20 protein-coding genes are annotated in these 24,568 nt (G+C 69.4%); 12 read left to right on the top strand and 8 right to left on the bottom strand.

Features of this window, described 5'->3' with window-relative positions:
• The first annotated feature begins 199 nt into the window (after positions 1-199).
• Both GDIA_RS09380 and GDIA_RS09375 read left to right on the top strand, forming a co-directional pair.
• Positions 200-2,794 (top strand): MMPL family transporter, encoded by a 2,595-nt coding sequence (locus tag GDIA_RS09380; RefSeq protein ID WP_012554012.1) that lies wholly within the window; start codon positions 200-202, stop codon positions 2,792-2,794.
• Positions 2,795-2,965: 171 nt separating this feature from the next.
• The gene (locus GDIA_RS09375) at positions 2,966-4,174 is read left to right on the top strand and encodes a mechanosensitive ion channel family protein (RefSeq protein WP_012554011.1); all 1,209 of its coding nucleotides are present in this window, start codon (positions 2,966-2,968) and stop codon (positions 4,172-4,174) included.
• Between the two features lie 45 nt (positions 4,175-4,219).
• Here the strand turns inward: GDIA_RS09375 and GDIA_RS09370 are convergent, their stop codons facing one another.
• Together GDIA_RS09370 and GDIA_RS09365 are read right to left on the bottom strand one after the other, a co-directional pair.
• Positions 4,220-5,476 carry an NAD(P)/FAD-dependent oxidoreductase gene (locus GDIA_RS09370; protein WP_012554010.1) on the bottom strand — a complete coding sequence of 419 codons (1,257 nt, stop codon included), beginning with the start codon at positions 5,474-5,476 and terminating at the stop codon, positions 4,220-4,222.
• A gap of 169 nt (positions 5,477-5,645) precedes the next feature.
• Entirely contained in the window at positions 5,646-5,882 is a 237-nt protein-coding gene (locus tag GDIA_RS09365) for a DUF3297 family protein (RefSeq protein ID WP_012224224.1), read from the bottom strand.
• 26 nt (positions 5,883-5,908) lie between these two features.
• Between GDIA_RS09365 and fdhD the strand changes: the two genes are divergently transcribed.
• Together fdhD and GDIA_RS09355 are read left to right on the top strand one after the other, a co-directional pair.
• Positions 5,909-6,766, top strand: a complete 858-nt coding sequence (gene fdhD / locus GDIA_RS09360) for a formate dehydrogenase accessory sulfurtransferase FdhD (protein ID WP_012554009.1) — start codon at positions 5,909-5,911, stop codon at positions 6,764-6,766.
• 21 nt (positions 6,767-6,787) lie between these two features.
• Entirely contained in the window at positions 6,788-9,064 is a 2,277-nt protein-coding gene (locus GDIA_RS09355) for an FdhF/YdeP family oxidoreductase (RefSeq protein WP_012554008.1), read from the top strand.
• Here the strand turns inward: GDIA_RS09355 and GDIA_RS09350 are convergent.
• A complete protein-coding gene (locus tag GDIA_RS09350) occupies positions 9,012-9,680 on the bottom strand; it encodes a TetR/AcrR family transcriptional regulator (RefSeq protein WP_012554007.1) in 669 nt (222 codons plus the stop codon). The genes GDIA_RS09355 and GDIA_RS09350 overlap by 53 nt on opposite strands.
• A 117-nt stretch (positions 9,681-9,797) precedes the next feature.
• On the opposite strand from GDIA_RS09350, the gene GDIA_RS09345 reads away from it, so the two are divergent.
• Positions 9,798-10,487, top strand: coding sequence for a VC0807 family protein (locus tag GDIA_RS09345; protein WP_012554006.1), 690 nt, complete (start codon positions 9,798-9,800; stop codon positions 10,485-10,487).
• Positions 10,488-10,653: 166 nt separating this feature from the next.
• On the top strand, positions 10,654-11,892 hold the full coding sequence (locus GDIA_RS09340; RefSeq protein ID WP_012554005.1) for a multidrug effflux MFS transporter: 1,239 nt from the start codon (positions 10,654-10,656) through the stop codon (positions 11,890-11,892).
• Between the two features lie 3 nt (positions 11,893-11,895).
• Here GDIA_RS09340 and GDIA_RS09335 read toward each other — a convergent pair whose 3' ends face one another.
• Positions 11,896-13,209 (bottom strand): UDP-glucose dehydrogenase family protein, encoded by a 1,314-nt coding sequence (locus GDIA_RS09335; protein ID WP_012224212.1) that lies wholly within the window; start codon positions 13,207-13,209, stop codon positions 11,896-11,898.
• Between the two features lie 401 nt (positions 13,210-13,610).
• On the opposite strand from GDIA_RS09335, the gene GDIA_RS09330 reads away from it, so the two are divergent.
• The 4 genes from GDIA_RS09330 to GDIA_RS09315 are packed head-to-tail and all read left to right on the top strand — an operon-like array spanning position 13,611 to position 17,265.
• The gene (locus tag GDIA_RS09330) at positions 13,611-14,396 is read left to right on the top strand and encodes an MlaE family ABC transporter permease (RefSeq protein WP_012224210.1); all 786 of its coding nucleotides are present in this window, start codon (positions 13,611-13,613) and stop codon (positions 14,394-14,396) included.
• Complete coding sequence (locus GDIA_RS09325) at positions 14,393-15,184, top strand: ABC transporter ATP-binding protein (protein WP_012224208.1); 792 nt, start codon at positions 14,393-14,395, stop codon at positions 15,182-15,184. The genes GDIA_RS09330 and GDIA_RS09325 overlap by 4 nt, the downstream gene beginning before the upstream one ends.
• Before the next feature lie 54 nt (positions 15,185-15,238).
• On the top strand, positions 15,239-16,648 hold the full coding sequence (radA, locus tag GDIA_RS09320) for a DNA repair protein RadA (protein ID WP_012224206.1): 1,410 nt from the start codon (positions 15,239-15,241) through the stop codon (positions 16,646-16,648).
• Entirely contained in the window at positions 16,645-17,265 is a 621-nt protein-coding gene (locus GDIA_RS09315) for an IMPACT family protein (protein ID WP_012224204.1), read from the top strand. The genes radA and GDIA_RS09315 overlap by 4 nt, the downstream gene beginning before the upstream one ends.
• Positions 17,266-17,282: 17 nt before the next feature.
• On the opposite strand, the gene GDIA_RS09310 is transcribed toward GDIA_RS09315, so the two are convergent.
• The 4 genes from GDIA_RS09310 to gmk form a co-directional block, all read right to left on the bottom strand.
• The gene (locus tag GDIA_RS09310; RefSeq protein ID WP_012224201.1) at positions 17,283-18,797 is read right to left on the bottom strand and encodes a replicative DNA helicase; all 1,515 of its coding nucleotides are present in this window, start codon (positions 18,795-18,797) and stop codon (positions 17,283-17,285) included.
• Between the two features lie 77 nt (positions 18,798-18,874).
• Entirely contained in the window at positions 18,875-20,080 is a 1,206-nt protein-coding gene (locus tag GDIA_RS09305) for an AGE family epimerase/isomerase (protein ID WP_012554003.1), read from the bottom strand.
• Entirely contained in the window at positions 20,077-21,531 is a 1,455-nt protein-coding gene (rfaE1, locus tag GDIA_RS09300; RefSeq protein ID WP_012224197.1) for a D-glycero-beta-D-manno-heptose-7-phosphate kinase, read from the bottom strand. The genes GDIA_RS09305 and rfaE1 overlap by 4 nt, the downstream gene beginning before the upstream one ends.
• Before the next feature lie 6 nt (positions 21,532-21,537).
• Entirely contained in the window at positions 21,538-22,230 is a 693-nt protein-coding gene (gene gmk, locus GDIA_RS09295; protein WP_012224195.1) for a guanylate kinase, read from the bottom strand.
• Between the two features lie 87 nt (positions 22,231-22,317).
• Between gmk and GDIA_RS09290 the strand changes: the two genes are divergently transcribed.
• Entirely contained in the window at positions 22,318-23,157 is an 840-nt protein-coding gene (locus GDIA_RS09290) for an SDR family NAD(P)-dependent oxidoreductase (RefSeq protein ID WP_012224194.1), read from the top strand.
• A gap of 59 nt (positions 23,158-23,216) precedes the next feature.
• Entirely contained in the window at positions 23,217-24,566 is a 1,350-nt protein-coding gene (locus tag GDIA_RS09285) for a purine-cytosine permease family protein (protein WP_041249312.1), read from the top strand.
• The last annotated feature ends 2 nt before the right edge of the window (positions 24,567-24,568 follow it).

Raw genomic sequence — 24,568 nt, 5'->3', positions numbered from 1 at the left:
TTTATCCTTTATAATGTTTTTCCTCGCATGCCGATGATTGGCGCGTCCGGCGCGGGCGGGGTGACGCCGGCGGGCAGGGCTGTCCGCCGAACATGCGTCTTGCATCCTTCCGCCATCCCGGGTCAAACGATCCCCCATTGCGCGGCGTTCTGGGCGCCGCGGTCGCGCCGCCAGTTTCTCAAGGGCTGAATTACGAATCATGCTGTCCCTTCCGATCGGTCGCCTCGTGGCGTTCTGTTCCCGTCGCGCCGTGCTCGTATTGCTGCTGTTCGCGGCGCTGGTCGGGGGTGCGGTCGACTGCAGCATGCACCGGCTGGGGGTCACGACGGATACCGGCACCATGTTCTCGCGCACCCTGCCGTGGAAGCAGCGCTCGGACGAACTGGCGCGCCTGCTGCCGCAGCAGCAGGACCTGCTGGTGGCGGTGGTCGAGGCCGACCTGCCCGAGGAAGCGCAGGCGACGGCCCGCGCGCTGGCCGACCGGCTGCGGGGCGACAGCGCGCATTTCCTGTCGGTCACCCTTCCGCAGGATAATCCCTATCTGGTCCGCAACGGGCTGATGTTCCTGGATCAGAAGAACCTGGGCGGGGTGCTGGACACCGTCGTGACGGCGCAGCCCTTCCTGGGCGGCCTGGCGGCCGACCCGTCGGGGCGCGGCCTGTTCGATTCCCTGTCGCTGATCGCGCTGGGCGTGTCGCAGGGCCAGGCGAACCTGAAAGGCTTCCAGCCCGCGCTGGATGCTTTCGCCACCACGCTGGAACAGGCGGCCGACGGCCACGCCCAGCCCCTGTCGTGGGAGCGGATGCTGGCCGGCAGTCTGGCGGACATGGGCGGGAAGTTCGTCTTCGTCGTGACCCGGCCGCGCATGGATTATGGCTCGTTCCAGCCCGGCGGCGCGGCCAGCGACGCGATGCGCCAGGCCATCGGCCAACTGGAATTCGTCCGGTCGGGCCACGCCAAGGTGCATCTGACCGGCGACGTCCAGATCAGTGACGAGGAATTCGCCACCGTCGCCCAGGGCATGGTCGCGGGGCTGATCGGGTCGCTGGTGCTGGTCACGCTGTGGCTGTTCCTGGCCGTGCGGACCTGGCGGATCATCGCGCCCATCGTCATCACCCTGGTGGCGGGCCTGTTGCTGACGACGGGCTTCGCGGCGCTGGCGGTCGGCACGCTGAACCTGATTTCCGTGGCCTTCGCCGTGCTGTTCGTGGGTATCGCGGTCGATTTCGCGATCCAGTTCTCGGTCCGCTTCCGCGCCCAGCGCCTGCCCTCCGGCGCCATGCCCACGGTCCAGGCGGCGCTGGAGCATACCGGCGAGGAAACGGGGCACCAGATCCTGGTGGCCGCCATGGCGACGATGGCGGGATTCCTGGCCTTCACGCCCACCGCCTTCGTCGGCGTGGCGCAGCTTGGCCTGATCGCCGGGTTCGGCATGATGATCGCCTTCATCTGCACCGTCACGCTGCTGCCGGCGCTGCTGCGGCTGTTCCGCCCGTCGCTGGACCATCCGGCGACCGGCTTCGCCTTCGCCCGCCCCGCGGATCGCGCGGTGCGGCTGCATCGCACCCCGATCCTGAGCGTCTTCACCTTCCTGGCGGTGCTGGGCGCGGTGCTGATTCCGGTGCTGACCTTCGATGCCGATCCGCTGCATACCAAGGACCCGAATTCGGACGGCATGCGGACGCTGAAGCTGCTGATGACCGATCCGCAGACCTCGCCCTACGGGGCGCAGGTGCTGGTCCCGAACCTGCAGCAGGCCCATGCCCTGGCGGACCGGCTGTCGCAACTGCCGCTGGTCGATGACGCGATGTGGCTGGGCTCGCTGGTCCCGGCCGATCAGCCGCCCAAGCTGGCGATGATCCAGGACGCGGCCTCAATCCTGCTGCCCACCCTGGTCGTGCCCAATCCGCGTCCCGCGCCGGACGCCGATGCCCTGCGTGCCTCGGCGGCCAAGGCCGCCCGGGACCTGGGCGGCGTGCTGGACAAGCTGGCCCCCGGCGATCCGCTGCGCCGCATCCAGGCTGCACTGGCGCGGCTGTCGCACGCGCCGGACGCACAGGTGATGGCGGCGAACAGCGCGCTGGTGCGCTTCCTGCCCGGGCAGCTCGACCAGTTGCGGCAGATGCTTTCGGCGCAGGCCGTGACCCTGGACGACGTCCCGCAATCCATCCGACAGGATTACCTGCTGCCCGACGGGCGCGCGGTGGTGGCGATCCATCCCAAGGCCTCGATGGACAGCAGCACCGAACTGCACCGCTATGTCGCGCAGATCCGCAGCGTGGCGCCCGACGCGGGCGGCGATGCGATCGACGTGGTCGAAAGTGCGTCCACCATGGTCCGGGCCTTCGTCTTCGCGGCGATGTCCGCCATCGTCATGATCGCGGTGATCCTGCTGGTGGCGCTGCGCCGCCTGCTGGACATGGCGCTGGTGCTGGCGCCGCTGCTGCTGTCGGCGCTGATGACGGTCATCCTGATCGTCGTGGTGCCGGAACAGCTCAATTTCGCGAACATCATCGCGCTGCCGCTGCTGCTGGGCGTCGGTGTGTCCTTCAACATCTATTTCGTCATGAACTGGCGGTCCGGCGTCCAGGCCCCGCTGTCCAGCCCCACGGCGCGGGCCGTCCTGTTCTCGGCCCTGACGACCGGGACCGCATTCGGCTCGCTGGCGGCATCGCACCATCCGGGCACGGCCAGCATGGGGCGGCTGCTGCTGCTGTCGCTGGCCTGCACCCTGCTGGCGACGCTGATCTTCGTGCCGGCGCTGCTGCCCAAGCGTGCGATCGACGAGCGGTAGTAAAAAAGGCCGGGTCCTGCCCGGACCCGGCCGGGCAGGAGATTTCGCATCCCGATCTGTTGATCCTTGCAACCCTGCGTGTCATTCGTGCGCTAGAAATACTCCAGCCACATTTTGACATACTGGCGCGACGCCGGACGCGGCGTCCGCGAGAGGGAGATATTCGCACCGATGAGACATGATTACGTCGCCTCGATGTCCGGCGTCCGCCACTGGTTCGACTGGCTTCCCGCCCCCGTCGCCTCGATCCTGCTGCTGGTCATCGCCGCTTTTATCGCGCGTCTGTTCAGCCGTCTCATTACGGATGCCATTCCGCGCCTGCCGGGCCTCAGGCGTTTCCCGATCATTCCGCTGCTGATGGTCCGGCTGCGGCCGTCCATCCGCATGCTGCTGATGCTGCTCGCCGCCAGTGCCGCCCTTCCCGCCGCTTCGGTCGGATTGTCGAGCGAGACGCTCTACATGCTCGGCAAGGTGTTCGCGTTCCTGTTCATCCTGATCCTGGGCTTCGGAATCATCCGCGCGCTGCGGATCGCCACGGACAGCTACCTGACGCGCATGGGCCAGCGCGACCCGGGTGACGACATCACGGTCCGTTCCCACCAGACGCAGATCCGGGTCCTGCGCCGGCTGGTCGAAATCACGCTCGGGGTCATTACGGTGGCGTCGGCGCTGATGGTGTTCGATACCGTGCAGCGTTTCGGCCTGTCGCTCTTCGCTTCGGCCGGCGCGGCCTCGCTGGTCGTCGGCCTGTCCGCCCGTCCGGCGCTCAGCAACCTGATCGCCGGCGTCCAGATCGCGATCACGCAGCCGATCCGCATGGAGGACATGCTGATCCTCAACGGCGACTGGGCCTGGGTGGAGGAAATCAACGCCACCTATGTCGTGCTGCGGACGTGGGACAAGCGCCGCTATATCGTGCCGATCGCCTATTTCCTTGAAAATCCGTTCCAGAACTGGACGCACAGCGCGCCCGCGCTGGTCGGTTCGGTCTTTCTCTGGCTCGACTACCGCACGCCCATGGACCGTATCCGCCAGTTCCTGGAGGAAGAGATCGTCCATTGCCCCGATTGGGACAAGGACCGCGCCAATCTGGCCTGCCAGGTGGCCGACAGCAACGCGCAGGTCATTTCCATCCGCATCATCGCGGGCGCGGCGGGTGCGGGACAGATGTGGAACCTGTGCTGCGACGTGCGCGAGCGCATTCTCAAGCGCATCCGCGAGGAAATCCCCGAATGCATCCCCCGCGGCCGGACGGCGCTGGTCGGCGACGGGGCGGGCAACGATGCCTGGCCGGAGGCCTTGGCGGCCCCGCACGTCAATCGTCCCGACCGGGGCCCCTATACCGGCCCGAACCTGCAGGTATCCCCGCCGCGCACATAGGGGGCAGGGCGGGGGCCGGGCGCGCAGGCCCGGCCCCGGATGGCGTCAGGCGGTCTCGACCGGCTTGTGCGGCACGGCGACGTCGCGGCCGGTCAGCATCATGTGCCAGTACAGTTTGGGGAACACCTGGGTCTTGAGGAACCAGGCGAAGCGGCTGGGCTTGCGCTGGTCGTAATGGAAGCTGGGGGCCGGCACGCCGCCATACAGGAATTCGGCCAGCACCACGCGCCCGTACGACACCGTCAGCGGGCAGGCGCCGTAGCCGTCATATTTCCCGTCCAGCGGCCGTCCGTCCAGCGAGGCCAGCAGGTTCGCCACCACCACCGGCGCCTGCGCCCGCGCGGCGGCGGCGGTCTTGGCGTTGCTGGTGCCGATGACGTCGCCCAGGCCGAACACGCTGTCGAAGCGGGCATGGCGCAGGGTCGCGGCATCGACGTCCAGCCACCCGCCGCCATTGGCCAGCGGGCTGGTCTTGACGAAGTCCGGCGCGCTCTGCGGGGGGGTGACGTGCAACATGTCGAACGTGCGGGTCACGGTCGTGCTGCTGCCGTCCGGGCCCGTGACGGCGAAGGTCGCGGTGCGCTTCGGCCCGTCGACCGCCACCAGGTTATGCTTGAACTGCAGGTTCACGCCGTAATAATCGATCGCGTCCTGCAGCGACGGAATGAAATATTTCACGCCGAACAGCGCGTCGCCGGCCAGGCAGAAATCCACCTTCATGCGGTTCAGCACGCCTTCGCGGCGCCAGTGGTCGGACGCCAGGTACACGATCTTCTGCGGCGCGCCCGCGCATTTGATGGGCATCGGCGGCTGGGTGAACAGTGCCGTCCCGCCCTTCAGCGACTGGATGCAGGCCCAGGTATATTCGACCGTTTCGGCCGAATAGTTGCTGCACACGCCGTTGCGGCCCAGCGTGTCCTGCAGTCCTTCGATCTTGCCCCAGTCCAGTTGCAGGCCCGGGCAGACGACCAGGCGGCGATAGGCGATGCGCCGCCCGTCGGCCAGGGTGACGATATTCTCCTCGGGCGTGAACGAGGCGACGGTCGCGCGCAGCCAGCGCACGCCCTTGGGGATCAGGCCGCCTTCCTGGCGCAGCGTGTCCTTCAGTGCCATGACGCCCGCGCCGACCAGCGTCCATCCGGGCTGGTAGGCATGGGTGGTGGCCGGATCGATGACCGCGATCGACAGGTTGGGCCGCTTGCGCCGCAACTGCGCGGCCACGGTCAGTCCGGCCGCCCCCCCGCCGACGATCACGACCGTGAAGCGGTCGCTATCCGGGATATCCGGCTGTGTTGGGACCATGGGACACACTCCTTGCTGACGATGTCCGTGTCTGTCCGCAAACGCGGTCTGGTGGCGATCCGGCGCATGGTTGCTTGCCGGACCGCGTTTCCGGACAGACACACCAAGTATTGACCCTATCACCTTTTTCCGGAAGGGCGAGGGGGCGGCGGCGCGCGCCGGACGCGGGTCAGCCCTTGAACCAGACCTCGACCGGGCCCTGCAGCTTCATGGTCATCGGGTTTCCGCGGCGGTCCATGGTCTTGCCGACCGCCAGCCGCACCCAGCCCTCGCTGACGCAATATTCCTCGACATTGGTCTTCTCGACGCCCTTGAAGCGCACGCCCACGCCGCGTTCCAGCAGGGCGGCATCGTGAAAGGGGCTTTCGGGGTTGGCGGACAGGCGGTCCGGGGGAGTATCACTCATCGGGTTGACCTCTGCTGGTGACGATCATGGATGCTGAGATAGCGGGTGCTGACATAGCGGGTCCCGGCCACCAATCCAACCGCCCGGCCGCCTGGCGCGAATGCCCCGGGCAGCGCCTGGGGGCGGACGGCGCGGCCGGCATCGTGCGGCCCCTGGCCGAGGAGGTTCCGGTCGGCCTGACCTATAACGGCCTGGCGCATGCCGTGATGATGGCGACACCGGCCGACCTGGAGGATTTCGCCACCGGCTTTTCGGTGACCGAGGCGATCGTGCCCTCGGCGGCGGCGATCCGCGACCTGCGCGTGACCCATGCGTCGGGCGGCATCACGGTGGACATGCGCATCCCCGGCGATGCCTTCGCGCGCCTGCTGGCCCGGCGGCGGCACCTGACCGGGCGCACCGGCTGCGGCGTCTGCGGGGTCGAGGACCTGGCGGCGTTCGACCCCGCGCCGCCCCCGGTGCCGGCGGGCGGCCGCGTGGCGCTGTCGGCGGTGCGTGCGGCGCTGGACGGTCTGGCGGCGCGGCAGGTCCTGAACGCGCGGGTCCATATGGTGCATGGCGCGGCCTGGGCCGGCCCCGACGGTGCCCTGCGCCTGGTGCGCGAGGATGTCGGCCGCCACAACGCGCTGGACAAGCTGGTGGGCGCGGGCCTGCGGGACGGGATCGCGTTCGATGGCGGGTTCGGCCTGATCACCAGCCGCTGCTCGTATGAAATGGTGCAGAAGGCCGCGATGGCGGGCCTGACGGTGCTGGTGGCGATTTCCGCCCCCACCGCCCGGGCGGTGGACATGGCGCATGCCGCGGGGCTGACCCTGGTTGCGCTGGCGCGGCACGACGCGCAGATTATCTTCACGCATCAAGGCCGGATCGACACGGCCGCCTGATCACGCAAGCGGGGGGCATCCATGTCCGACGAGGTGAAATTCCGTCCCTACACCCATCCGGCCGGCGGCTGGGGGGCGGCGAAGGCTACGGCGCGGGTCCTGCTGGAACAGAGCGTGGTCACCACCGGGTCGCGCGCGCTGCTGTCGATGAACCATCCCCACGGGTTCAAATGTCCCAGTTGCGCCTGGCCCAATCCCGACCGGGAAAAGACGCTGGAATTCTGCGAAAACGGCGCCAAGGCCCTGGCCGTCGAGGCGACGAAGCGGCGGATCGGGCGTGATTTCTTCGCCGCCCATACCGTCACCGAACTGATGGAACGCAGCGATTACTGGCTGGAGCAGCAGGGACGGCTGACCGAGCCGATGCGCTACGACGCGGCGACCGACCGCTACGTGCCCTGCGACTGGGACGCCGCGTTCGCGATGATCGGCGACGCGCTGCGGGCGCTGGACCATCCGGACCAGGCGGAATTCTATACGTCGGGCCGCACTTCGAACGAGGCCGCGTTCCTGTATTCCGTATTCGTGCGGGAATTCGGGACCAACAATTTCCCCGACTGCTCCAACATGTGCCACGAGCCGACCAGCCGGGGCCTGCCGGCATCGATCGGCATCGGCAAGGGCACGGTGATCATCAACGATTTCGCCCATACCGAGGCGATCTTCATCATCGGCCAGAATACCGGCACCAACAGCCCGCGCATGATGACCGAGCTGGTCCATGCGCGGAAGCGCGGCGTGCCGATCGTCGTCATCAACCCGATGCCCGAACGCGCGCTGATGCGCTTCACCGAACCGCAGGACCCGGTGAAGATGGCGACGTTCGGTTCGACCGAGATCGCCAGCGAATTCTGCCAGGTCCGGATCGGCGGCGACATCGCCGTGATCAAGGGCATGATGAAGACGCTGCTGGAACTGGATGACGCGGCCCGGGCGGCCGGCGCGGCGCGCCTGCTGGACGTCGATTTCATCGCCGCCCACACGGATGGCTTCGACGCGGTGGCGCAGGATGCGCGGGCCACAAGCTGGGCCGACATCGTCGCGGTGTCGGGGCTGGAGGAAGCGCAGATCCGCCGCATCGGTGCGATCTATGCCCATGCTGGCGCCAGCATCGTCTGCTACGGCATGGGCATCACCCAGCACCAACAGGGCGCGCGGGCGATCCAGCAGATCGCCAATCTCCTGATGATGAAGGGGAATTTCGGCAGGGCCGGGGGCGGGATCTGCCCGGTGCGCGGCCATTCCAACGTCCAGGGCGACCGCACCGTGGGCATCGACGAAAAGCCGACCCCCGCCTACCTGGCCCGGCTGCAGGCCGCCTTCGGCTTCACCCCGCCGAGCGAGCATGGCCACCATGTCGTCGAATCGGTGAAGGCGATGATCGACGGGCGCGCGCGCGTCTTCATCGGCATGGGCGGCAATTTCATCCACGCCATCCCCGACACGCCCATCGCGTACCGGGCGATGGCGACACTGGACCTGACGGTGGGCATCGCGACCAAGCTCAATCGCGGCCATCTGGTCCACGGGCGGCAGGCGCTGATCCTGCCCGTCATCGCGCGGTCGGAGATCGACATCCAGGCCAGCGGCCCGCAATTCGTGACGCTGGAGGACGCGATGTCCAATGTCGGCGCGTCACGCGGTGTGCTGGAGCCCGCCAGCCCGCATCTGCTGTCGGAAATCGAGATCGTCTGCCGGATGGCCAAGGCGACCCTGCCGCACAGCGTCGTGCCGTGGGGCACCTATATCGACGATTACAACCTGATCCGCGACAAGATCGCCGAGGTCTATCCCGATTTCGCGGACTTCAACGTCCGCATCCACGAACCCAAGGGGTTCCACCTGTACAATCCGCCGCGCCATCGGGAATGGCGGACGGCGACGGGCAAGGCCAACTTCCTGCCGTTCGCTGGGCTGGCGATGGACCCGCCGGTGGACGACGCCGCCATGCTGCGGCTGGCGACGGTGCGCTCGCACGACCAGTACAACACCACCATCTACAGCAATACCGACCGCTATCGCGGGGTGTACGATACCCGCATGGTGGTGCTGATGAACGCGGACGACATGCGCGACCGCGCCATCGCCCCCGAAGCCCTCGTGGTACTGGAAACCCTGTCGGATGACGGCATCGTGCGGCGGGTGGGCGACCTGCGCGCGCTGCCCTATTCCCTGCCGCGCGGTGCGGTGGCGGGCTATTACCCCGAACTCAACCCCCTGCTGCCGCTGGACCATTTCGACGAGATCAGCGGCACCCCGGCGGCGAAGTCGATTCCGGTGCGGGTGGTGGCGGCCTGACCGCCGCCGCCGCCGCCGCCGGCGGGGGGACCATCGCATCCAGCAGCACGTGCGGGTCGCCCCCGCAGGACGGGGCGGCCAGCAGGGGGTCGAGCCGCCGGTCCAGCAGCAGGGTGCAGAACCCGTGCAGGAGCGACCAGCGATAGGTGACGTGGCCCAGGGTCGTCAGGTCGGTCGTCGTCAGGTCGGCCTGCGCCGCGCTGTCGGTGTCCGAACCGACCGACCGGAACAGGATGCTCCAGGCCTCGCGCGACGCGGCGGCCAGCGACTCCCGTCCGTAATCGAGCCGGTCGGAGCGGAACATCAGCGTGTACAGTCCCGGATGGTCCTGCGCGAAGCGGACATAGGCATGCAGCGGCGCGCGCGGCGCGGGGTCGGTCGCGGCGCGGCGCATGGTCTCGGCCAGGCGGGTGAAGCCGGTCGCGGCCAGGTCGGCCAGCAATCCCGGCAGGTCGCCGAAATGATGGGCGGGCGCGGTATGGGACACCCCGGCCTCTCGCGCGATGGCCCGCATGGTCAGGGCCGCCGGTCCGTCGCGTTCCAGCAGGCGTTCGGCGGTCTTCAGCAGGGCGGCGCGCAGGTTGCCGTGATGGTAGGGGCGGGGGGACGGGTCCATGGCCACACGATAGGGCGGCGCGCCTTATCTTTACAATGGAAAGATTCATGTGGAATCGGGGCGGCCCGATCCGGTAGGGTCGGGGCGGAATCGTTCCGTCATGAAGGAAACACGTCGATGACCCTGCAAGATCCGCCCCCAGCCTTCGCGCCGGCCGCCGCGCCTGCCGCGGGGCCGGGCATGGGCCTGACGGTCCCGGGATTGCTGCGCGAGGTGGGGCTGAACGTCGTGCTGCCCTGGGGAATCATGTTCGGGGCCGGGCGGCTGGGATATGGCGGCCTGGCCGCCAGCCTGGCGGCGTCGGCGGCGATGCTGGCGGTCATGCTGGCGGGCCTGGTCCGCCGTCGCAGCCTGGACGCCATGACCATCCTGGCCCTGGCGGCGATGCTGGCCGGGGTGGCCTGCGCGCTGTGGTTTTCCTCGCCGCGCCTGGTGCTGGTGCAGTCCTCGCTGGTGACCGGGATGATCGGGCTGGTCTTCCTGGTGTCGCTGCTGCTGCCGCGCCCGCTGGTCTATTTCCTCGCCCGCGCCATGATGGGCACGCCCGACCGGATGGCGGCGTTCGCGGACCGGTGGGTCTATCCGTCGTTTCGCTGGTTCATGCGGGCGCTGACCCTGGCGTGGGCGGTGCTGCTGCTGGGCGAGGCCGCGCTGCGGGTCGCGGTCGTGATGTGGTGGCCCGATCCCGTCCTGCTGGGGGCGATGCACGTGCTGTGGATCGTGCTTCCGATCGCGCTGATGCAATGGAGCATCCGGACCGGCCGGCGGATGGCGGCCCGGGCGGGACGCCCGATGCCGCCCGCGTGAGGATGATCCCGGTTTTTTGCTTCTGTTTCAAAAAAGAATGAAGAGCACTGCCCGCGCGCGTCTGCCATGTTTCCGGCGGGGCCCGCCGTGAGGGATAGCGATGGACAAGTGTCGCGGAAACCGTGACATACGGTGCCCCTTGTTCATCGGGTTCACGACCTTGCCCATGTCTTCCTCCACATCCTCGCTTGCCTATCGCCATCGTATTCCCGTCGGCGCGCTGCCGGCGTGGCTGGTGATTCTGCTGGGCCTGGTCACGGCGATCGGGCCGCTGGCCACCGACATGTACCTGCCGGCCTTTCCGGCGGTCGATCGCGACCTGGGCGGCGGTCCGGGCTCGGCGCAGATCACGCTGGCATCGTGGTTCGCGGGGCTGGCGATCGGCCAGTTCAGCCAGGGCCCCCTGTCGGACCGGCTGGGGCGGCGGGTGCCGCTGCTGGGCGGCCTGACGCTGTTCAGCATCGCCTCGGCGGGGTGTGCGCTGTCGTACAGCTATCACATGTTCTGCGTCTGGCGCTTCCTGGCCGCCCTTGGCGGCTCGGCCGGCGTGGTGGTGCCGCGCGCCATCGTGCGGGACGTCGCGACCGGCATGCAGGGCGCGCGGATCATGGCGCAACTGACCCTGGTCTTCGGCCTGATGCCGATCCTGGCCCCCAGCCTGGGCAGCCTGGTGCTGTCGGTCGGCCACTGGCGCTGGATCTTCTGGTTCGCGGTCGTCTATGGCGCGCTGGGTGTCGTTGCCATCGCCTGGACGCTGCCCGACACCATGCCGCGCGACCGGCGCATCGCGCTGTCGATCCCGACCGTGCTCTGGCGCTATGTCACCATCGCGCGCGAGCCGATGTTCCTGTCGGCGGCGCTGCTGCTGGGCTTCTCGGCCTTCGTGATGTTCGGCTACCTGGCCAGCGCGCCGACGCTGTTCGAACACATCCTGTCCTTCACCCCGGGGCAGTTCGGCCTGTTCTTCGGCGTGAATGCCGCGCTGTTCATCACCGGGGCGCAGGTCAACGGGCGGCTGGTCCACCGGGTGGCGCTGGATGTGCTGATGCTGCGCGGCGTGACGGTGGTGACGATGGCGGCCGTTCTGTTCCTGGCCCTGTCCCTGGCCGGAATTGCGGGGCCGCGCCATCCGGCGCTGGTGTGCTGCCTGATCGGGCTGATCACGGGCTCGCTGGGGTTCGTCAACCCCAATGCCACGGTGCTGGCCTTCACCCGGCACGGCCATCATGCCGGCAGCGCCTCGGCCCTGCTGGGCACGCTGCAATTCACCATCGGCTCGCTCAGCGGCGTGCTGCTGGGCTACCTGCCGCTGGATACGACGGTGCCGATCGCCGGTACCATGGCGGCGGGCATCGTCGGCATGCTGTTCTGCACCGTGTGGCACCGGCGGCATTCGGCGGGCTGAAGGTCAGGGCCGTCCTACGGAATGATAGGCGAACCCTGCTTCCTGCATCGCCACGGGGTCGAAGATATTGCGCAGGTCGACGACCACGCGGCCCCGCATCGCCGCGGCAAGCCGGCCCGGCGCCAGGGCACGGAATTCGGTCCATTCCGTCAGCACCACCAGCGTGTCGGCGTCCGTCGCCGCGTCCAGGGCGCTGTCGCAATAGGTGACGGCCTGCGGCAGGTGCGGCCGGGCGGCCGGCATGCCCACCGGGTCGAAGGCGCGGATCTCCGCACCCTGTTCCGCCAGGCGGACCAGGATGGGAATGGACGCGGCCTCGCGCATGTCGTCGGTCTCGGGCTTGAAGGTCAGGCCCAGCACCGCGATCCGCCTGCCGCGCACCGACCCGCCGCTGGCGGCGACGATCCGTCCCGCCATCGCGACCTTGCGGGCGTCGTTCACGCCCACCGTCGCCTCGATCAGGCGGGTCGGCGCGCCGGCTTCCTGGGCGATGCGGGTCAGGGCCAGCGTGTCCTTGGGGAAGCACGATCCGCCATAGCCCGGGCCGGGATGCAGGAATTTCCGGCCGATCCGCCCGTCCAGCCCCATGCCGCGCGCCAGGTCGTGGACGTTGGCCCCCACCCGTTCGCACAGGTCGGCCATTTCGTTGATGAAGGAAATCTTCATCGCCAGGAACGAGTTCGAGGCGTATTTGGTCAGTTCCGCCGTTTCCAGCTTCATGAACAGGACCGGCGCCTCGATCAGGTAGAGCGGCCGGTACACCGCGCCCAGCACCGCGCGCGCCCGCGCGCCGCCGTCGGGCGCGTCCTCGTCCAGGCCCACGATGACGCGGTCGGGCTTCATGAAATCGCCGATCGCATTGCCTTCGCGCAGGAATTCGGGATTGGACGCGACATCGAAATCCAGGTCCGGCCGGGTGTCGCGCACGATCTCGGCAATGCGGCGGCTGGTGCCGACGGGAACCGTCGATTTGGTGACGATGACGGCGTAATCCGTCATCGCCCGGGCGATCTGCCGTGCGGCCTCGTGGACATAGGTCAGGTCGGCATGGCCGTCGCCGTTGCGCGGCGGCGTTCCCACGGCGATGAAGATCGCCTCCGCCCCCTGGACCGCCGCCGAGATATCGGCGCCGAAGGACAGGCGACCCGCCCGCATGGTATCGGCGACCAGCCCGTCCAGCCCGGGTTCGTAGATGGGAATGCGCCCTTCGCGCAGGGCTGCCAGGCGGTCGGGGTCGATTTCCACCACGGCGACGTCGTTGCCGAATTTGGCGAAGCAGGCCGCCGAGACAAGGCCGACATACCCGCCGCCGATCATCGCGATGCGCACCGCCATTCTCCTGTATTTGTCATGGGGCGTTAGGATTCGGCGCGACTATGGCGCGTGCCCCGCGATTTGGCCAGCGAGACGCCGGGTGGCCCCATGACGACCCCGTGGGAGCGTGCATATTGCACTGCACAATATTCTTGACTTATGGCCGCGCCAGTGGTCATGAAGACCATGAAGTGGCGTTGTGCGCGCTTCATGGATGTTTCCTCCCTAGACTACGGCGGCGTTCTGCGTGACGCCGTTTTTTTTTGTGCTGCGCGTTTCTTTTTGTGACAGCCGCCTGTTTGGCGGACCCGTCCTTTGACGTGCCGGTCTTCCCGCGCTACGGCAGGAACCATGTCCGATCGACTTGCCAGATTTTTTCGCGCGGGCTGCCCGCGATATCCCGCGTGAACGCCGTTCTCGACTTCATAGCGGCGCTGGGGCGTGCCGCGCTGAATCTGGTCCGGACCGCCGGGGCCCTGACCCTGTTCGGGGCGCAGGCCCTGTCGCATCTGGTGCGTCCCCCGTTCTACTGGCGCATCTTCTTCGGCGCGCTGGTTGAAATCGGTTTCTTTTCCCTGCCCGTGGTCGCGCTGACGGCGCTGTTCTCGGGCGGGGTGATCGCCCTGCAATCCTATACCGGCTTCGCCCAGTACCATGTGCAAAGCGCCATTGCCGGCATCGTCGTGCTGGCCGTCACGCGCGAACTGGGCCCGGTGCTGGCCGGGTTGATGGTGGCGGGGCGCGTCGGGGCCGCGATGGCGGCCGAAATCGGCACGATGCGCGTGACCGACCAGATCGACGCGCTGACCACGCTGTCGACCAACCCGATGAAGTACCTGGTGACGCCCCGCCTGCTGGCCGGCACCCTGGCGCTGCCGTGCCTGGTGCTGGTGGCCGATATCCTGGGCGTGCTGGGCGGCTTTACGGTGTCGGTGGCCAAGCTCGATTTCTCGGCCCCGGTCTATATCGCCGCGACCTTCGCGGCGGTGAAGCCGATCGACGTCACGGTCGGGCTGGTGAAGGCGGGGGTCTTCGGCTTCCTGATCGCGCTGATGGGCTGCTATCACGGCTATAACAGCCGGGGCGGCGCCGAGGGCGTGGGGGCCGCCACCACGGCGGCGGTGGTCGCGGCGTCGATCCTGCTGCTGGCCTCCGACTACCTCCTGACCGACGTGTTCTTCTCGCAATGACCGACGCCGCACCCAAGATCCGCATTCGCGGCCTGCGCAAGGCGTTCGGGTCGAAAATCGTCCTGGACGGGATCGACCTGGATGTCATGCAGGGCACGTCGATGGTCATCATCGGCGGATCGGGCAGCGGCAAGTCCGTGCTGCTGCGCTGCATTCTGGGCCTGATCGCCCCCGATGCCGGGTCGATCGAAATCGACGGCGTCGATGTGGTGGCCCTGTCCTCGCGCCGGCGCGAGGCGGTGATCGAGACGATCGGCATGCTCTTCCAGAACGCGGCGCTGTTCGACAGTCTCAGCGTGTGGGAAAATGTCGCCTTCGGCTTGCTGGCCACCGGGCGGCGGCACGGCAAGCGGCTCAGCCGGGCCGAGGCGCGCGCCCATGCCGGGCGCATGCTGGAACAGGTGGGACTGGACCCGTCGGTGGGTGCGCTCTACCCTTCGGAACTGTCGGGCGGCATGCAGAAGCGCGTGGGCCTGGCGCGGGCCGTCGCCGGGCAGCCCGACATCCTGTTCTTCGACGAGCCGACGACCGGGCTGGACCCGATCATGGGGGCGGTGATCGACGGGCTGATCGTCGATTGCGTGCGCCGCCTGGGCTCCACCGCCATCGCCATCACCCATGACATGGCGTCCGCCCAGCGCATCGGCGACCAGGCGGCCATGCTCTACCAGGGCAAGCTGATCTGGCAGGGCGCGGCATCATCGCTGCTGGACAGCGGCAACCCGGTGGTGGACCAGTTCACCCACGGCCGCCGCGAAGGCCCGATCAGCATGGAACTGCGCCGCTAGGCCGTACGCGCCCGGCAACAGGTCCTGAACGGCACGAAAACCGGAGTACCCTACGTGGCCCGCCGTCCCTCGCATCATTACGTCTGCCAGTCCTGCGGCGCGGTCTTTCCCAAATGGGCCGGACGGTGCGAGGCCTGCGGGGCGTGGAACAGCATCGTCGAGGAAGCGGCGGCGCCCTCGGCGACCGGCGGGACGGCGCCCCGGCGCGCCCGGGGGGCCGCGATCGACTTCGTCAGCCTGGACGGCGTGGCCGAGCCGCCGCCGCGTGTCGGCACCCGCATTGCCGAACTGGACCGCGTGCTGGGCGGCGGGCTGGTGCCGGCGTCGGTGGTGCTGGTGGGGGGCGATCCGGGCATCGGCAAATCGACGCTGCTGCTGCAGGCGGCGTGCGCCCTGGCCAATGGCGGCCGGCGGGTGATGTATATCTCGGGCGAGGAAGCGGTGGACCAGATCCGCCTGCGGGCGCGCCGGCTGGGGCTGGACGCGCCGGGGCTGCATGTGGCGGCGGCGATCAACGTGACCGACATCGCCGGCACGCTGGAGGCCGAGCGCGACGTGGCGCTGGTCATCATCGATTCGATCCAGACCATGTGGCTGGAAACGGTGGAAAGCGCCCCCGGCACGGTCAGCCAGGTGCGCGCCACGGCGTTCGAACTGATCCGCCTGGCCAAGCAGCGCGGCTTCAGCCTGATCCTGGTCGGCCATGTGACCAAGGAGGGCGCGCTGGCTGGTCCCCGCGTGCTGGAACACATGGTCGATGCCGTGATGTATTTCGAAGGCGATCGCGGCCACCAGTTCCGCATCCTGCGTGCCGCCAAGAACCGGTTCGGCGCCACGGATGAAATCGGCGTCTTCGCCATGACCGACCAGGGGCTGGTCGAGGTGCCGAATCCCTCCGCCCTGTTCCTGGCCGAACGGCGCGGGCATATCGCGGGATCGGCGGTCTTCGCGGGGATCGAGGGCACGCGGCCGGTGCTGCTGGAAGTCCAGGCCCTGCTGTCGCCCAAATCCGGCGATTCCGCGCCGCGCCGCGCGGTGGTGGGCTGGGATTCCTCGCGCCTGAACATGCTGCTGGCGGTGCTGGAGGCCCGGTGCGGCATGAAGCTGCATGGCATGGACGTGCATCTGAACATCGCGGGCGGGCTGCGGGTGCTGGAACCGGGGGCCGACCTGGCGGTGGCGGCGGCGCTGGTCTCGGCCGCCACCGGCCGGCCCACCCATGCCGGCGCCGTCTATTTCGGCGAGGTCGGGCTGTCCGGCGAGGTCCGGCAGGTCGCCCAGGTCGATGCCCGGCTGAAGGAGGCGCAGAAGCTGGGCTTCGACGCCGCCTTCCTGCCCCGGCGCATCGCGCGCGGCCATACCCGCCTGGTCGCGCCGGATGGGCTGCACCTGAATGAAATCGGCCATCTGGGGGATCTGGTGGCCCTGTTCGGCGGCGGGGACGCGGCCGACGACGGGTCATGAGCGGCAGCCGGGCCGACAGCCAGGCGGGGGGCCGCGTGATGCTGGAAGCCCCCGCCCGGCTGGAGAAGGAGGTCCGCAAGAGCGTGTTCCTGGCCCAGGCGGCGCCCGTCGCGACGCCGGCCGAGGCGCTGGATTTCGTCCGTGCGGTGTCCGTCGCGGATGCCACGCATAACTGCTGGGCCTATCGCATCGGGCAGGATTACCGCAGCGACGATGCCGGCGAACCCGGGGGCACGGCGGGCCGGCCGATCCTGCAGGTGATCGACGGGCAGGGGTTCGACCGGACCGTGGTGGTGGTGACGCGCTGGTTCGGCGGCATCAAGCTGGGGGCGGGGGGGCTGGTCCGCGCCTATGGCGGCACGGCGGCGGAATGCCTGCGCCTGGCGCCCCGGACCCCGATCGTGACCCTGGTCCGGCTGGCATTCCATTGCGGCTTCGCCGACCTGGCCCTGCTGCGCGCCCGGCTGGGGGCGCTGGACGCGGTGGTGGAAGAGGAAGCGTTCGACGCGACGGGGGCGGATCTGGTGGTCGCGGTGCCCGAGGCGCGGATGGACGAGGCGGTGGCGCGGATCGGCGATCTGACGCGGGGGCAGTCGGTGCCCAGGGTGCTGGACTAGACCAGGAACGTGCCCCGTTACTCATGGACCAGGTCCAGGTCCCCGAACCGGGTGAACTCGCCCTCGAAGAACAGATGCACGGTGCCGGTGGGCCCGTGGCGCTGTTTTTCCAGGATCAGTTCGGCGCGGTTATGGGCCAGGTCCATCTTGCGCTGCCAGTCCTCCAGCGCGGTCTGGTATTTGTCCGTCGAGTCGTACGCCGTTTCCTTGGGCTGGCGCTGCTGCAGGTAATACTGGTCGCGATAGACGAACATGACGGCGTCGGCGTCCTGTTCGATCGACCCGGATTCGCGCAGGTCCGACAGCATCGGGCGCTTGTCCTCGCGGCTTTCGACCTGGCGGGAGAGCTGTGACAGCGCGATCACCGGCACGCTCAGTTCCTTGGCGATGGCCTTCAGCCCCTGGGTGATCATCGAGATTTCCAGAACGCGGCTTTCCGGTCGCGTGCCCACCGATGGGCGCATCAGCTGCAGGTAATCCACCACCACCAGGCTCAGCCCCTTGGTACGGGCCAGGCGGCGGCAGCGGGTGCGCATCGCCGACAGCGAAATGGCCGGCGTGTCGTCGATATGCAGCGGCAATTGCGCCAGTTCGCGGGTGACGTGGACGAAGCGGTCGAATTCCTTCTGCCCGATCTCGCCGCGCCGGATGCGCTCGCCCGACACGCTGGCCTGTTCGGACAGGATACGGGTGGCCAGCTGCTCGGCCGACATTTCCAGCGAGAAGATCGCGACCGATCCCTTGGTCTGCGTGCCCGGCGCGGCCTCCTGCGCCTCGCGCAGCAGGGCCCGCGCGGCGCTGAAGGCGATCTTGGTCGCCAGCGCCGTCTTGCCCATCGCCGGCCGGCCGGCCAGGATCAGCAGGTCCGACGGATGCAGGCCGCCCGTCTTCTTGTCCAGGTCGCGCAGGCCGGTGGTCAGGCCCACGACATCGCCGGTGCGGTGGAATGCCTTCTCGGCCACGTCCAGCGCGTCGGCCAGCGCGCGGTCGAAGCTGGTGAAGCCGCCCTCCTGCCCCTTGTCGGTGGCCAGGCGGAACAGCGCTTCCTCGCTGGCGGCGATCTGGTCCACGCCGTCCAGGTCCGGCCGGGCGCCGAAGGCGTTGTTGACTACCGTCTCGCCGATATCGATCAACTGGCGGCGGACCCAGGCGTCATGGATGGCGCGGCCGTAATCGCCGGCATTGATGATGCCGACCATCGCCGTCAGCAGGCGGGCCAGGTACGCCGTGCCGCCCACGCCGTCCAGCACGCCGGAATGTTCGAATTCCCCGCGCAGGGTCACCGGGTCGGCCAGTTGCCCGGCCTCGATCCGGCGGGCGATGGAATCGTAGATCCGCCCGTTCACGGTATCGGCGAAATGCTCGCCGGTCAGGAAGTCCGATACCCGGTCGTACGCCCGGTTGTTGGTCAGCAGCGCGCCCAGCAGCGCCTGTTCCGCCTGGATGTTGGCGGGGGGCTGCCGCTGCGTCAGGCCCAGCAGGGTACCGTCCCGGGACTGGGACTCGTCTTGGGGGGAATTGATCTGGTTCACGTCGCCCTCATACCAGATCCGGGCGGTCCTTCGGTTGTGGATAACCGAGGAAGCCGGGGATAACTTCCCCGGCAGCGTCACGCGCCCGGACGGGCCTCGTTCACCAGCCGGTCCAGTTCCGCATAGCCCGCGACGATATGGTAGAAGGAACTGGCCGGGATCTTGTCGCCCACCGGGTGCCCTGCCGCATCCAGCTGGTCGTTCCATGTTCCGGCCGGGCAGCCGGTGAAATAGGGGCCCAGCAGGTTGTCCACGATCCGCACGATCTGGGCGCCGTTGTCCGCCTGCGGGCCGTGCGTGACGATTTCCGCGCGCAGGGCCTCGGTCTGTGCCCACAGGCGCGCGCAGCCGCGCACGATGGCGCCGTCGCGGGTCAGCACGTCGCGGACCAGCCCCGTATCCGGGTCCACGCCGTGCCGCCGGCCGAAGGCGAACAGGCTGCGCGCGTGGCCCGGCAGCGTCCGGCCGGTCAGGCGGCCATATTCATGCAGCAGCCAGACCCATTCGTACTGATGGCCCGGTTCGACCAGCGTGCCGTCCAGGCCGGAAACGGGCTGCCAGGATTCGGTGAAGAATTCGCCCAGCGTCCCGGCGCGCTCGTCGAACAGGCAGGTGCGGAACAGTTCCACCAGATCGTGCGCCAGCGCGGCGTCGGCGTCGTCGCCCGTCGTCTCGAACAGCGCCAGCGCGGCTTCCAGCAGGTGCATGTGCGGGTTCTGCTGACGGGGGCCGTCGGTGCGCGGCAGGGTGTTCAGGAACCCGCCATTACCGGTGGCCATCGTGGCGCGCAGCCATGCGACCGTGCGGCGGGCCAGGCGCACCGGCTCGCCGGACCGATCCAGCCGCGCGTACCACGACAGGGCGAAGAGGATGAAGGCCAGGTCGTACAGATCCGCCGTGCGGTCCAGCACCGCGCCTTCCGGCGTCAGGCGGGACACCCATCCGCCGTCCGCCCGCAGCCCGGACAGCATGAAGCGATAGATCCCGCGCGCCCGCTCCGCCCCGCCCGGCCAGCCGTACAGGGCGGCGCGGGTGAAGGCATATAACTGCCGCGCCTGCACCCGCATGCGCTTGAAGCCCGGGCGGGCGGGCCGGCCGTCCAGGGCCAGATGTTCCTGCGCGCCCCAGCGGGCGGGGTCGTCCGCCGTGCCGTCGCACCCGGCATCGCCCCATGCCGGCAGGGCGGTCTCGAACAGCCACGACCGGAACGCGGCATGGGCCTGGCGGATTTTGTCGTCCGCCACGGCGGGGGGGGTGACGGGGGCCATTCCGTCGGCGGTCATCGGTCGGCCGCCCCGGCGGCACGGATGCGGCCGATCGTGCGGGTGGTCGATTTGCCGTCTTCCAGGTCGGCCAGCACCACGCGCCCGCCGGCCTGCCGCACCACGTCCGCGCCCACGACCTGGTCGGGGCGATAGTCCGCGCCCTTGACCAGCACGTCGGGCAACAGCAGCCGGATCAACTCCAGCGGCGTGTCCTCGCCGAAGGCGACGACGGCATCGACGTGGCGGATCGCCGCCATGACCCGGGCCCGGTCTTCCAGCGGGTTGACCGGGCGTTCGGGGCCCTTCAGCCGCGCCACGCTGGCATCGTCGTTCAGCGCCACGATCAGCCGGTCGCATGCCCTCCGGGCCGCCGCCAGCAGCGCGACATGGCCGGGATGGATGATGTCGAAACAGCCGTTGGTGAAGCCGACCCGCAGGCCCTGCGCCTTCCAGCGCGCGACCTGCTCGGCCGCCTGCGCGCGCGACAGCAGGGACGGCGTGCCGCCCATGGCATCGGCGTCCTGGGCGTTCAGTTCGGCCAGGACCTCGGCGATGTCGGCCGTCGCGGTGCCCAGCTTGCCGACCACGACCCCGGCGGCGGCATTGGCCACGTGCATCGCCTGGGCCAGCGTCATGCCCGATCCCGCGGCCAGCGCCAGGGCGGCGATCACGGTGTCGCCCGCGCCCGACACGTCGAAGACCTCGCGCGCGCGGGCCGGGACGATCTGGACCCCGCCCTCGCGCTCGACCAGCGCCATGCCCTTCTCGGACCGCGTGGCCAGGATGGCGACGGCGTCGGCCCGGGCCATCGCCGCGCGGGCCGCCTGCTCGATCTCGGCGTCGGTATCGATGGGCAGGCCCGTGGCCTGGGCCAGTTCACGGGCGTTGGGCGTGATGCAGCTCGCCCCGCGATAGCGTGCGAAATCGCGCGATTTCGGATCGACGAACACCGCGATCCCCCGCGCCCGCGCCGTGGCGATGGCATGGGCGATCACCGGGTCGGCGCAGGTTCCCTTGGCATAGTCCGACAGCACGACGATGTCCGCCGCGCCGATATGGGCGTCAATGGCGGCGATCAGGGACGTGGCCTCGTCGGGTTGCAGCGCCAGGCGGCTTTCCTCGTCCGCGCGGACGACCTGCTGGTTGGCGGCGATGAAGCGCGTCTTGCAGATCGTCGGCCGCGCGCCGGTTTCGACCAGTGCGTCGGTCAGGCCCGGGCGCTGGCCCAGCAGGCCGCGCAGGGCCTGCCCCGGCGTGTCCCGTCCCACCAGGCCGACCAGGATCGCCCGGCCGCCCAGCGACAGGATGTTGTTGGCCACGTTGCCCACGCCGCCGGGCATTTCGCGCGTGCGGCCCAGCCGCAGGACGGGCACCGGGGCCTCGGGGGAAATGCGCTCCATTTCGCCATAGACGAAACGGTCCAGCATGATGTCCCCGATGCACAGCACCGTGATCGATGAAAAATCCATGGCCGGCTACGCGCCGAATCCGGCGACGAAGGCCGCCAGCCCTGCCTGCCGCCGGGTCTGCAGCCGCGCTGCCGTCAGGACCGACCGGGCCTCGCCGATCGCCCGGTCCAGGTCGGCATTGATGATGACGTGATCAAATTCCTGCCAGTGCGCGATTTCGTCGCGCGCCGCCTTCATCCGCCGCTCGATCTCCTCGGGGTGGTCGGACGCGCGATTGCACAGCCGGCGCTCCAGTTCCGCCAGTGACGGCGGCAGCACGAACAGGCTGATGACGTCGTCGGGCAGGGCGGCGCGGATCTGCCGGTGGCCCTGCCAGTCGATGTCGAACACCATGTCCCGCCCCTCGGCCAGGGCCGATTCGACCGGGCCGCGCGGCGTGCCGTAGCCCCGGCCGAACACCGTCGCCCATTCCAGCAATTCGCCGGCCTCGGCCATCTGCTGGAACTGTTCCATGCTGCGGAAATGATAGTGGACGCCGTCGGTCTCGCCGGGCCGGGGCTGGCGGGTGGTGACGGAAACCGAATGCAGCAGCCGGGGCTCGGCCGCGCGCAACGCATTGGCAATGGTCGATTTTCCGGCCCCCGACGGGGCCGAGATCACCAGGCACACCCCGCGCCGCGCCACGACCGGGCCGCCCGCCGGACCCTGGTGATGGGCGGGGGGGCGTTCGCCCGGCTGTCGTTCGCGGCTGTGCGTCATCGGCGGCGTGTCCTTGGGTCCTGAACCGGTCCGCGCCGGCCGCGCGGATTTGCGGTCTTTTATCAGGAGGTCTCTATTCTGGCGAATATGAAACAGGATACGATTCTTATCACCGGTGCTTCGTCGGGTATCGGTCGGGCCATCGCGCTGGCGCTGGCGGCTCCGGGCGTGGTGCTTCATCTGGGCGGGCGCGATGCCGGGCGGCTGGATGCGGTCGCGCGGGCCTGCGCGGACCGCGGGGCGCGGGCGCAGACCCGGCGGCAGGATGTCCGCGACCAGGATGGCATGGCGCGCTGGATCGGCGATGCCGGGCCGCTGGACCTGGTCTTCGCCTGCGCGGGCATCACCGCCTCCACCGCGCGGCCCGCCGGCGGGGGCGCCCCGCGCGAACCGGACGGGCAGGTCCGGCGCATCATGGATGTCAATGTGGGGGGCGTGGTGAACACCGTGCTGCCGGCCCTGGCAACGATGGGCCGGCAGGCGCGCGACCCGCTGGGCGTGCGGGGGCGCATCTGCGCCATTGCCTCGGTCGCGGGGTATGTCTCGTTTCCCGGCACGCCGTCCTATTGCGCGTCCAAGGCGGCGGTGGACCGGTTCATGGTCGCGACCGGCGGCAACACGGCCCGCGACGGCATCCTGCTGTCCAGCGTCTGCTGCGGCTTCGTCCGCACGCCGATGGTGGCGGCCAACCGCTTTCCCATGCCCGGGCTGGTCGAAGCCGGCGACGCGGCGGCGGCGATCCTGCGCGGGGTGGCGGCGGGGCGGCGGCGCATCGCCTTTCCCTGGTGGCTGGCGGCCGGGTCGCGCCTGATGGACCGGCTGCCCCTGCGCTGGGCCGAGGCCTATTACGCCCGCCAGCCGGCGGGCCAGGCCGGGTCGATGCCGGAAACCGGGGGCATGGCTTCCTTCACGGGCGACTTGCCATAACCGGTCCGATTACGCGACGATCGCGGTGATACGCTCTCGAGGAGCCGCATCCGTTGCCGATGTCGTTTTTGCGTCCGCCCGTCATGGAGGAGTTCGGTGCCGCCGCCGTGTCCCGGCCGGTGCCGGCCGCGCGCAAGACGATGCCGATCGATCGCGTGTTCTGGAGCCATTTTTCCCCCAACCTGGGGCCCGGCGGCTGGGTGACGGGCGTGCTGCTGGTCGCGCTGGGGCTGGATTTCCGGGCCGGGCTGCTGGCGATCCTGGTCGGCAACGTGGTGGGCGCGCTGCCGGTGGCGCTGGCCGCCGCGATCGGCCCGCCCACGGGGCTGACGCAGATGGAGGCCTCGCGCCGGGCGCTGGGGCGGCTGGGGGTGCGGCCGCCGGCCTTCCTCAACTGGATCTATTGCGTGGGCTGGGACGCGGTGAACAACGTGCCCGCCGCCACGGCGCTGATGGCGTTCCTGTCGATCGTGGCAGGGGCCAGCCCGCCCTTCTGGCTGGCGCTGGGCGTGCTGGCCCTGGTACAGATGGCGGCCAGCATCTACGGCCATGACATGGTCCAGGCGTTGCAGAAATATCTGGGCGCCGTGCTGCTTCTGGCCTTCCTGGTGATCGGCGTGCAATGCGTGTCGCTGGGGGGCGCGCTGCCGCGCGCCGCCCATCCCCCCACGCTTGCGACCATGCTGCTGGCGATCGCGATCCTGGCCAGCTTCAACCTGTCCTGGGCGTCCTATTCGTCGGACTATACGCGCTATCTGCCCGCCGACAGCGACCCGAAACGGGTGGTCGGGCTGGCGCTGGCCGGCCTGCTGGGCTCGGCGGTGCCGTTCCAGACGCTGGGCCTGCTGACGGCGGCCAGCATCGCCGAACCGTCACCCACCGCCGTGATCGCCAGCCTGCAGCACGCGGCGGGGCCGTTGGGGCCGGTGGTGCTGGCGGCCATCGCGCTGTCCTCGGTCACAGGCAATTCCTTCAACGACAATACCGCCAGCTACAGCCTGATTTCGGCGGGCATTCACATCCCGCGCGTTCTGGCGGCCATCATCACCGCCCTGCTGGGCTATGGCCTGGCGGTGGCTGGGGCGGGGCGCTACGCCGCGCTTTATACCGACTATCTGGTGGTGACGATGTACTGGATCGCACCGTGGATTGGCATCGTGCTGGCGGACTGGTATCTGGGCGACCGGACCGCCCATCCCGTGCCCCCGGGCTGGACGCGCGGGGCGACCATCTTCATCATGACCACGGTGGTGACCATCCTGCTCTTCTCGACCAGCCAGCTCTATACCGGTCCTGTCGCCCGCTGGCTGGGCGGGGCCGATATCGGCTATTATGTCGGCTTCTTCGTCGCCGCCCTGTGGTACGGCCATGGCGCGGCGCGGGGCCGCCGGCCGGTGGTGCGGGCGTGACG

Source organism: Gluconacetobacter diazotrophicus PA1 5, from assembly GCF_000021325.1.
Lineage (GTDB): Bacteria > Pseudomonadota > Alphaproteobacteria > Acetobacterales > Acetobacteraceae > Gluconacetobacter > Gluconacetobacter diazotrophicus.
This window is presented reverse-complemented; position numbering and strand designations above follow the sequence as displayed.

Coding starts and splice junctions, on each gene's coding strand:
- GDIA_RS09325 (WP_012224208.1), top strand. CDS start 14,393: ATGACCGACGCCGCACCCAAGATCCGCATTCGCGGCCTGCGCAAGGCG.
- gmk (WP_012224195.1), bottom strand. CDS start 22,230: ATGACGCACAGCCGCGAACGACAGCCGGGCGAACGCCCCCCCGCCCAT.
- GDIA_RS09305 (WP_012554003.1), bottom strand. CDS start 20,080: ATGACCGCCGACGGAATGGCCCCCGTCACCCCCCCCGCCGTGGCGGAC.
- GDIA_RS09340 (WP_012554005.1), top strand. CDS start 10,654: ATGTCTTCCTCCACATCCTCGCTTGCCTATCGCCATCGTATTCCCGTC.
- fdhD (WP_012554009.1), top strand. CDS start 5,909: ATGGATGCTGAGATAGCGGGTGCTGACATAGCGGGTCCCGGCCACCAA.
- GDIA_RS09380 (WP_012554012.1), top strand. CDS start 200: ATGCTGTCCCTTCCGATCGGTCGCCTCGTGGCGTTCTGTTCCCGTCGC.
- GDIA_RS09365 (WP_012224224.1), bottom strand. CDS start 5,882: ATGAGTGATACTCCCCCGGACCGCCTGTCCGCCAACCCCGAAAGCCCC.
- GDIA_RS09290 (WP_012224194.1), top strand. CDS start 22,318: ATGAAACAGGATACGATTCTTATCACCGGTGCTTCGTCGGGTATCGGT.
- rfaE1 (WP_012224197.1), bottom strand. CDS start 21,531: ATGGATTTTTCATCGATCACGGTGCTGTGCATCGGGGACATCATGCTG.
- GDIA_RS09375 (WP_012554011.1), top strand. CDS start 2,966: ATGAGACATGATTACGTCGCCTCGATGTCCGGCGTCCGCCACTGGTTC.
- GDIA_RS09345 (WP_012554006.1), top strand. CDS start 9,798: ATGACCCTGCAAGATCCGCCCCCAGCCTTCGCGCCGGCCGCCGCGCCT.
- GDIA_RS09350 (WP_012554007.1), bottom strand. CDS start 9,680: ATGGACCCGTCCCCCCGCCCCTACCATCACGGCAACCTGCGCGCCGCC.
- GDIA_RS09335 (WP_012224212.1), bottom strand. CDS start 13,209: ATGATCGGCGGCGGGTATGTCGGCCTTGTCTCGGCGGCCTGCTTCGCC.
- GDIA_RS09315 (WP_012224204.1), top strand. CDS start 16,645: ATGAGCGGCAGCCGGGCCGACAGCCAGGCGGGGGGCCGCGTGATGCTG.
- GDIA_RS09285 (WP_041249312.1), top strand. CDS start 23,217: ATGTCGTTTTTGCGTCCGCCCGTCATGGAGGAGTTCGGTGCCGCCGCC.
- GDIA_RS09355 (WP_012554008.1), top strand. CDS start 6,788: ATGTCCGACGAGGTGAAATTCCGTCCCTACACCCATCCGGCCGGCGGC.
- GDIA_RS09370 (WP_012554010.1), bottom strand. CDS start 5,476: ATGGTCCCAACACAGCCGGATATCCCGGATAGCGACCGCTTCACGGTC.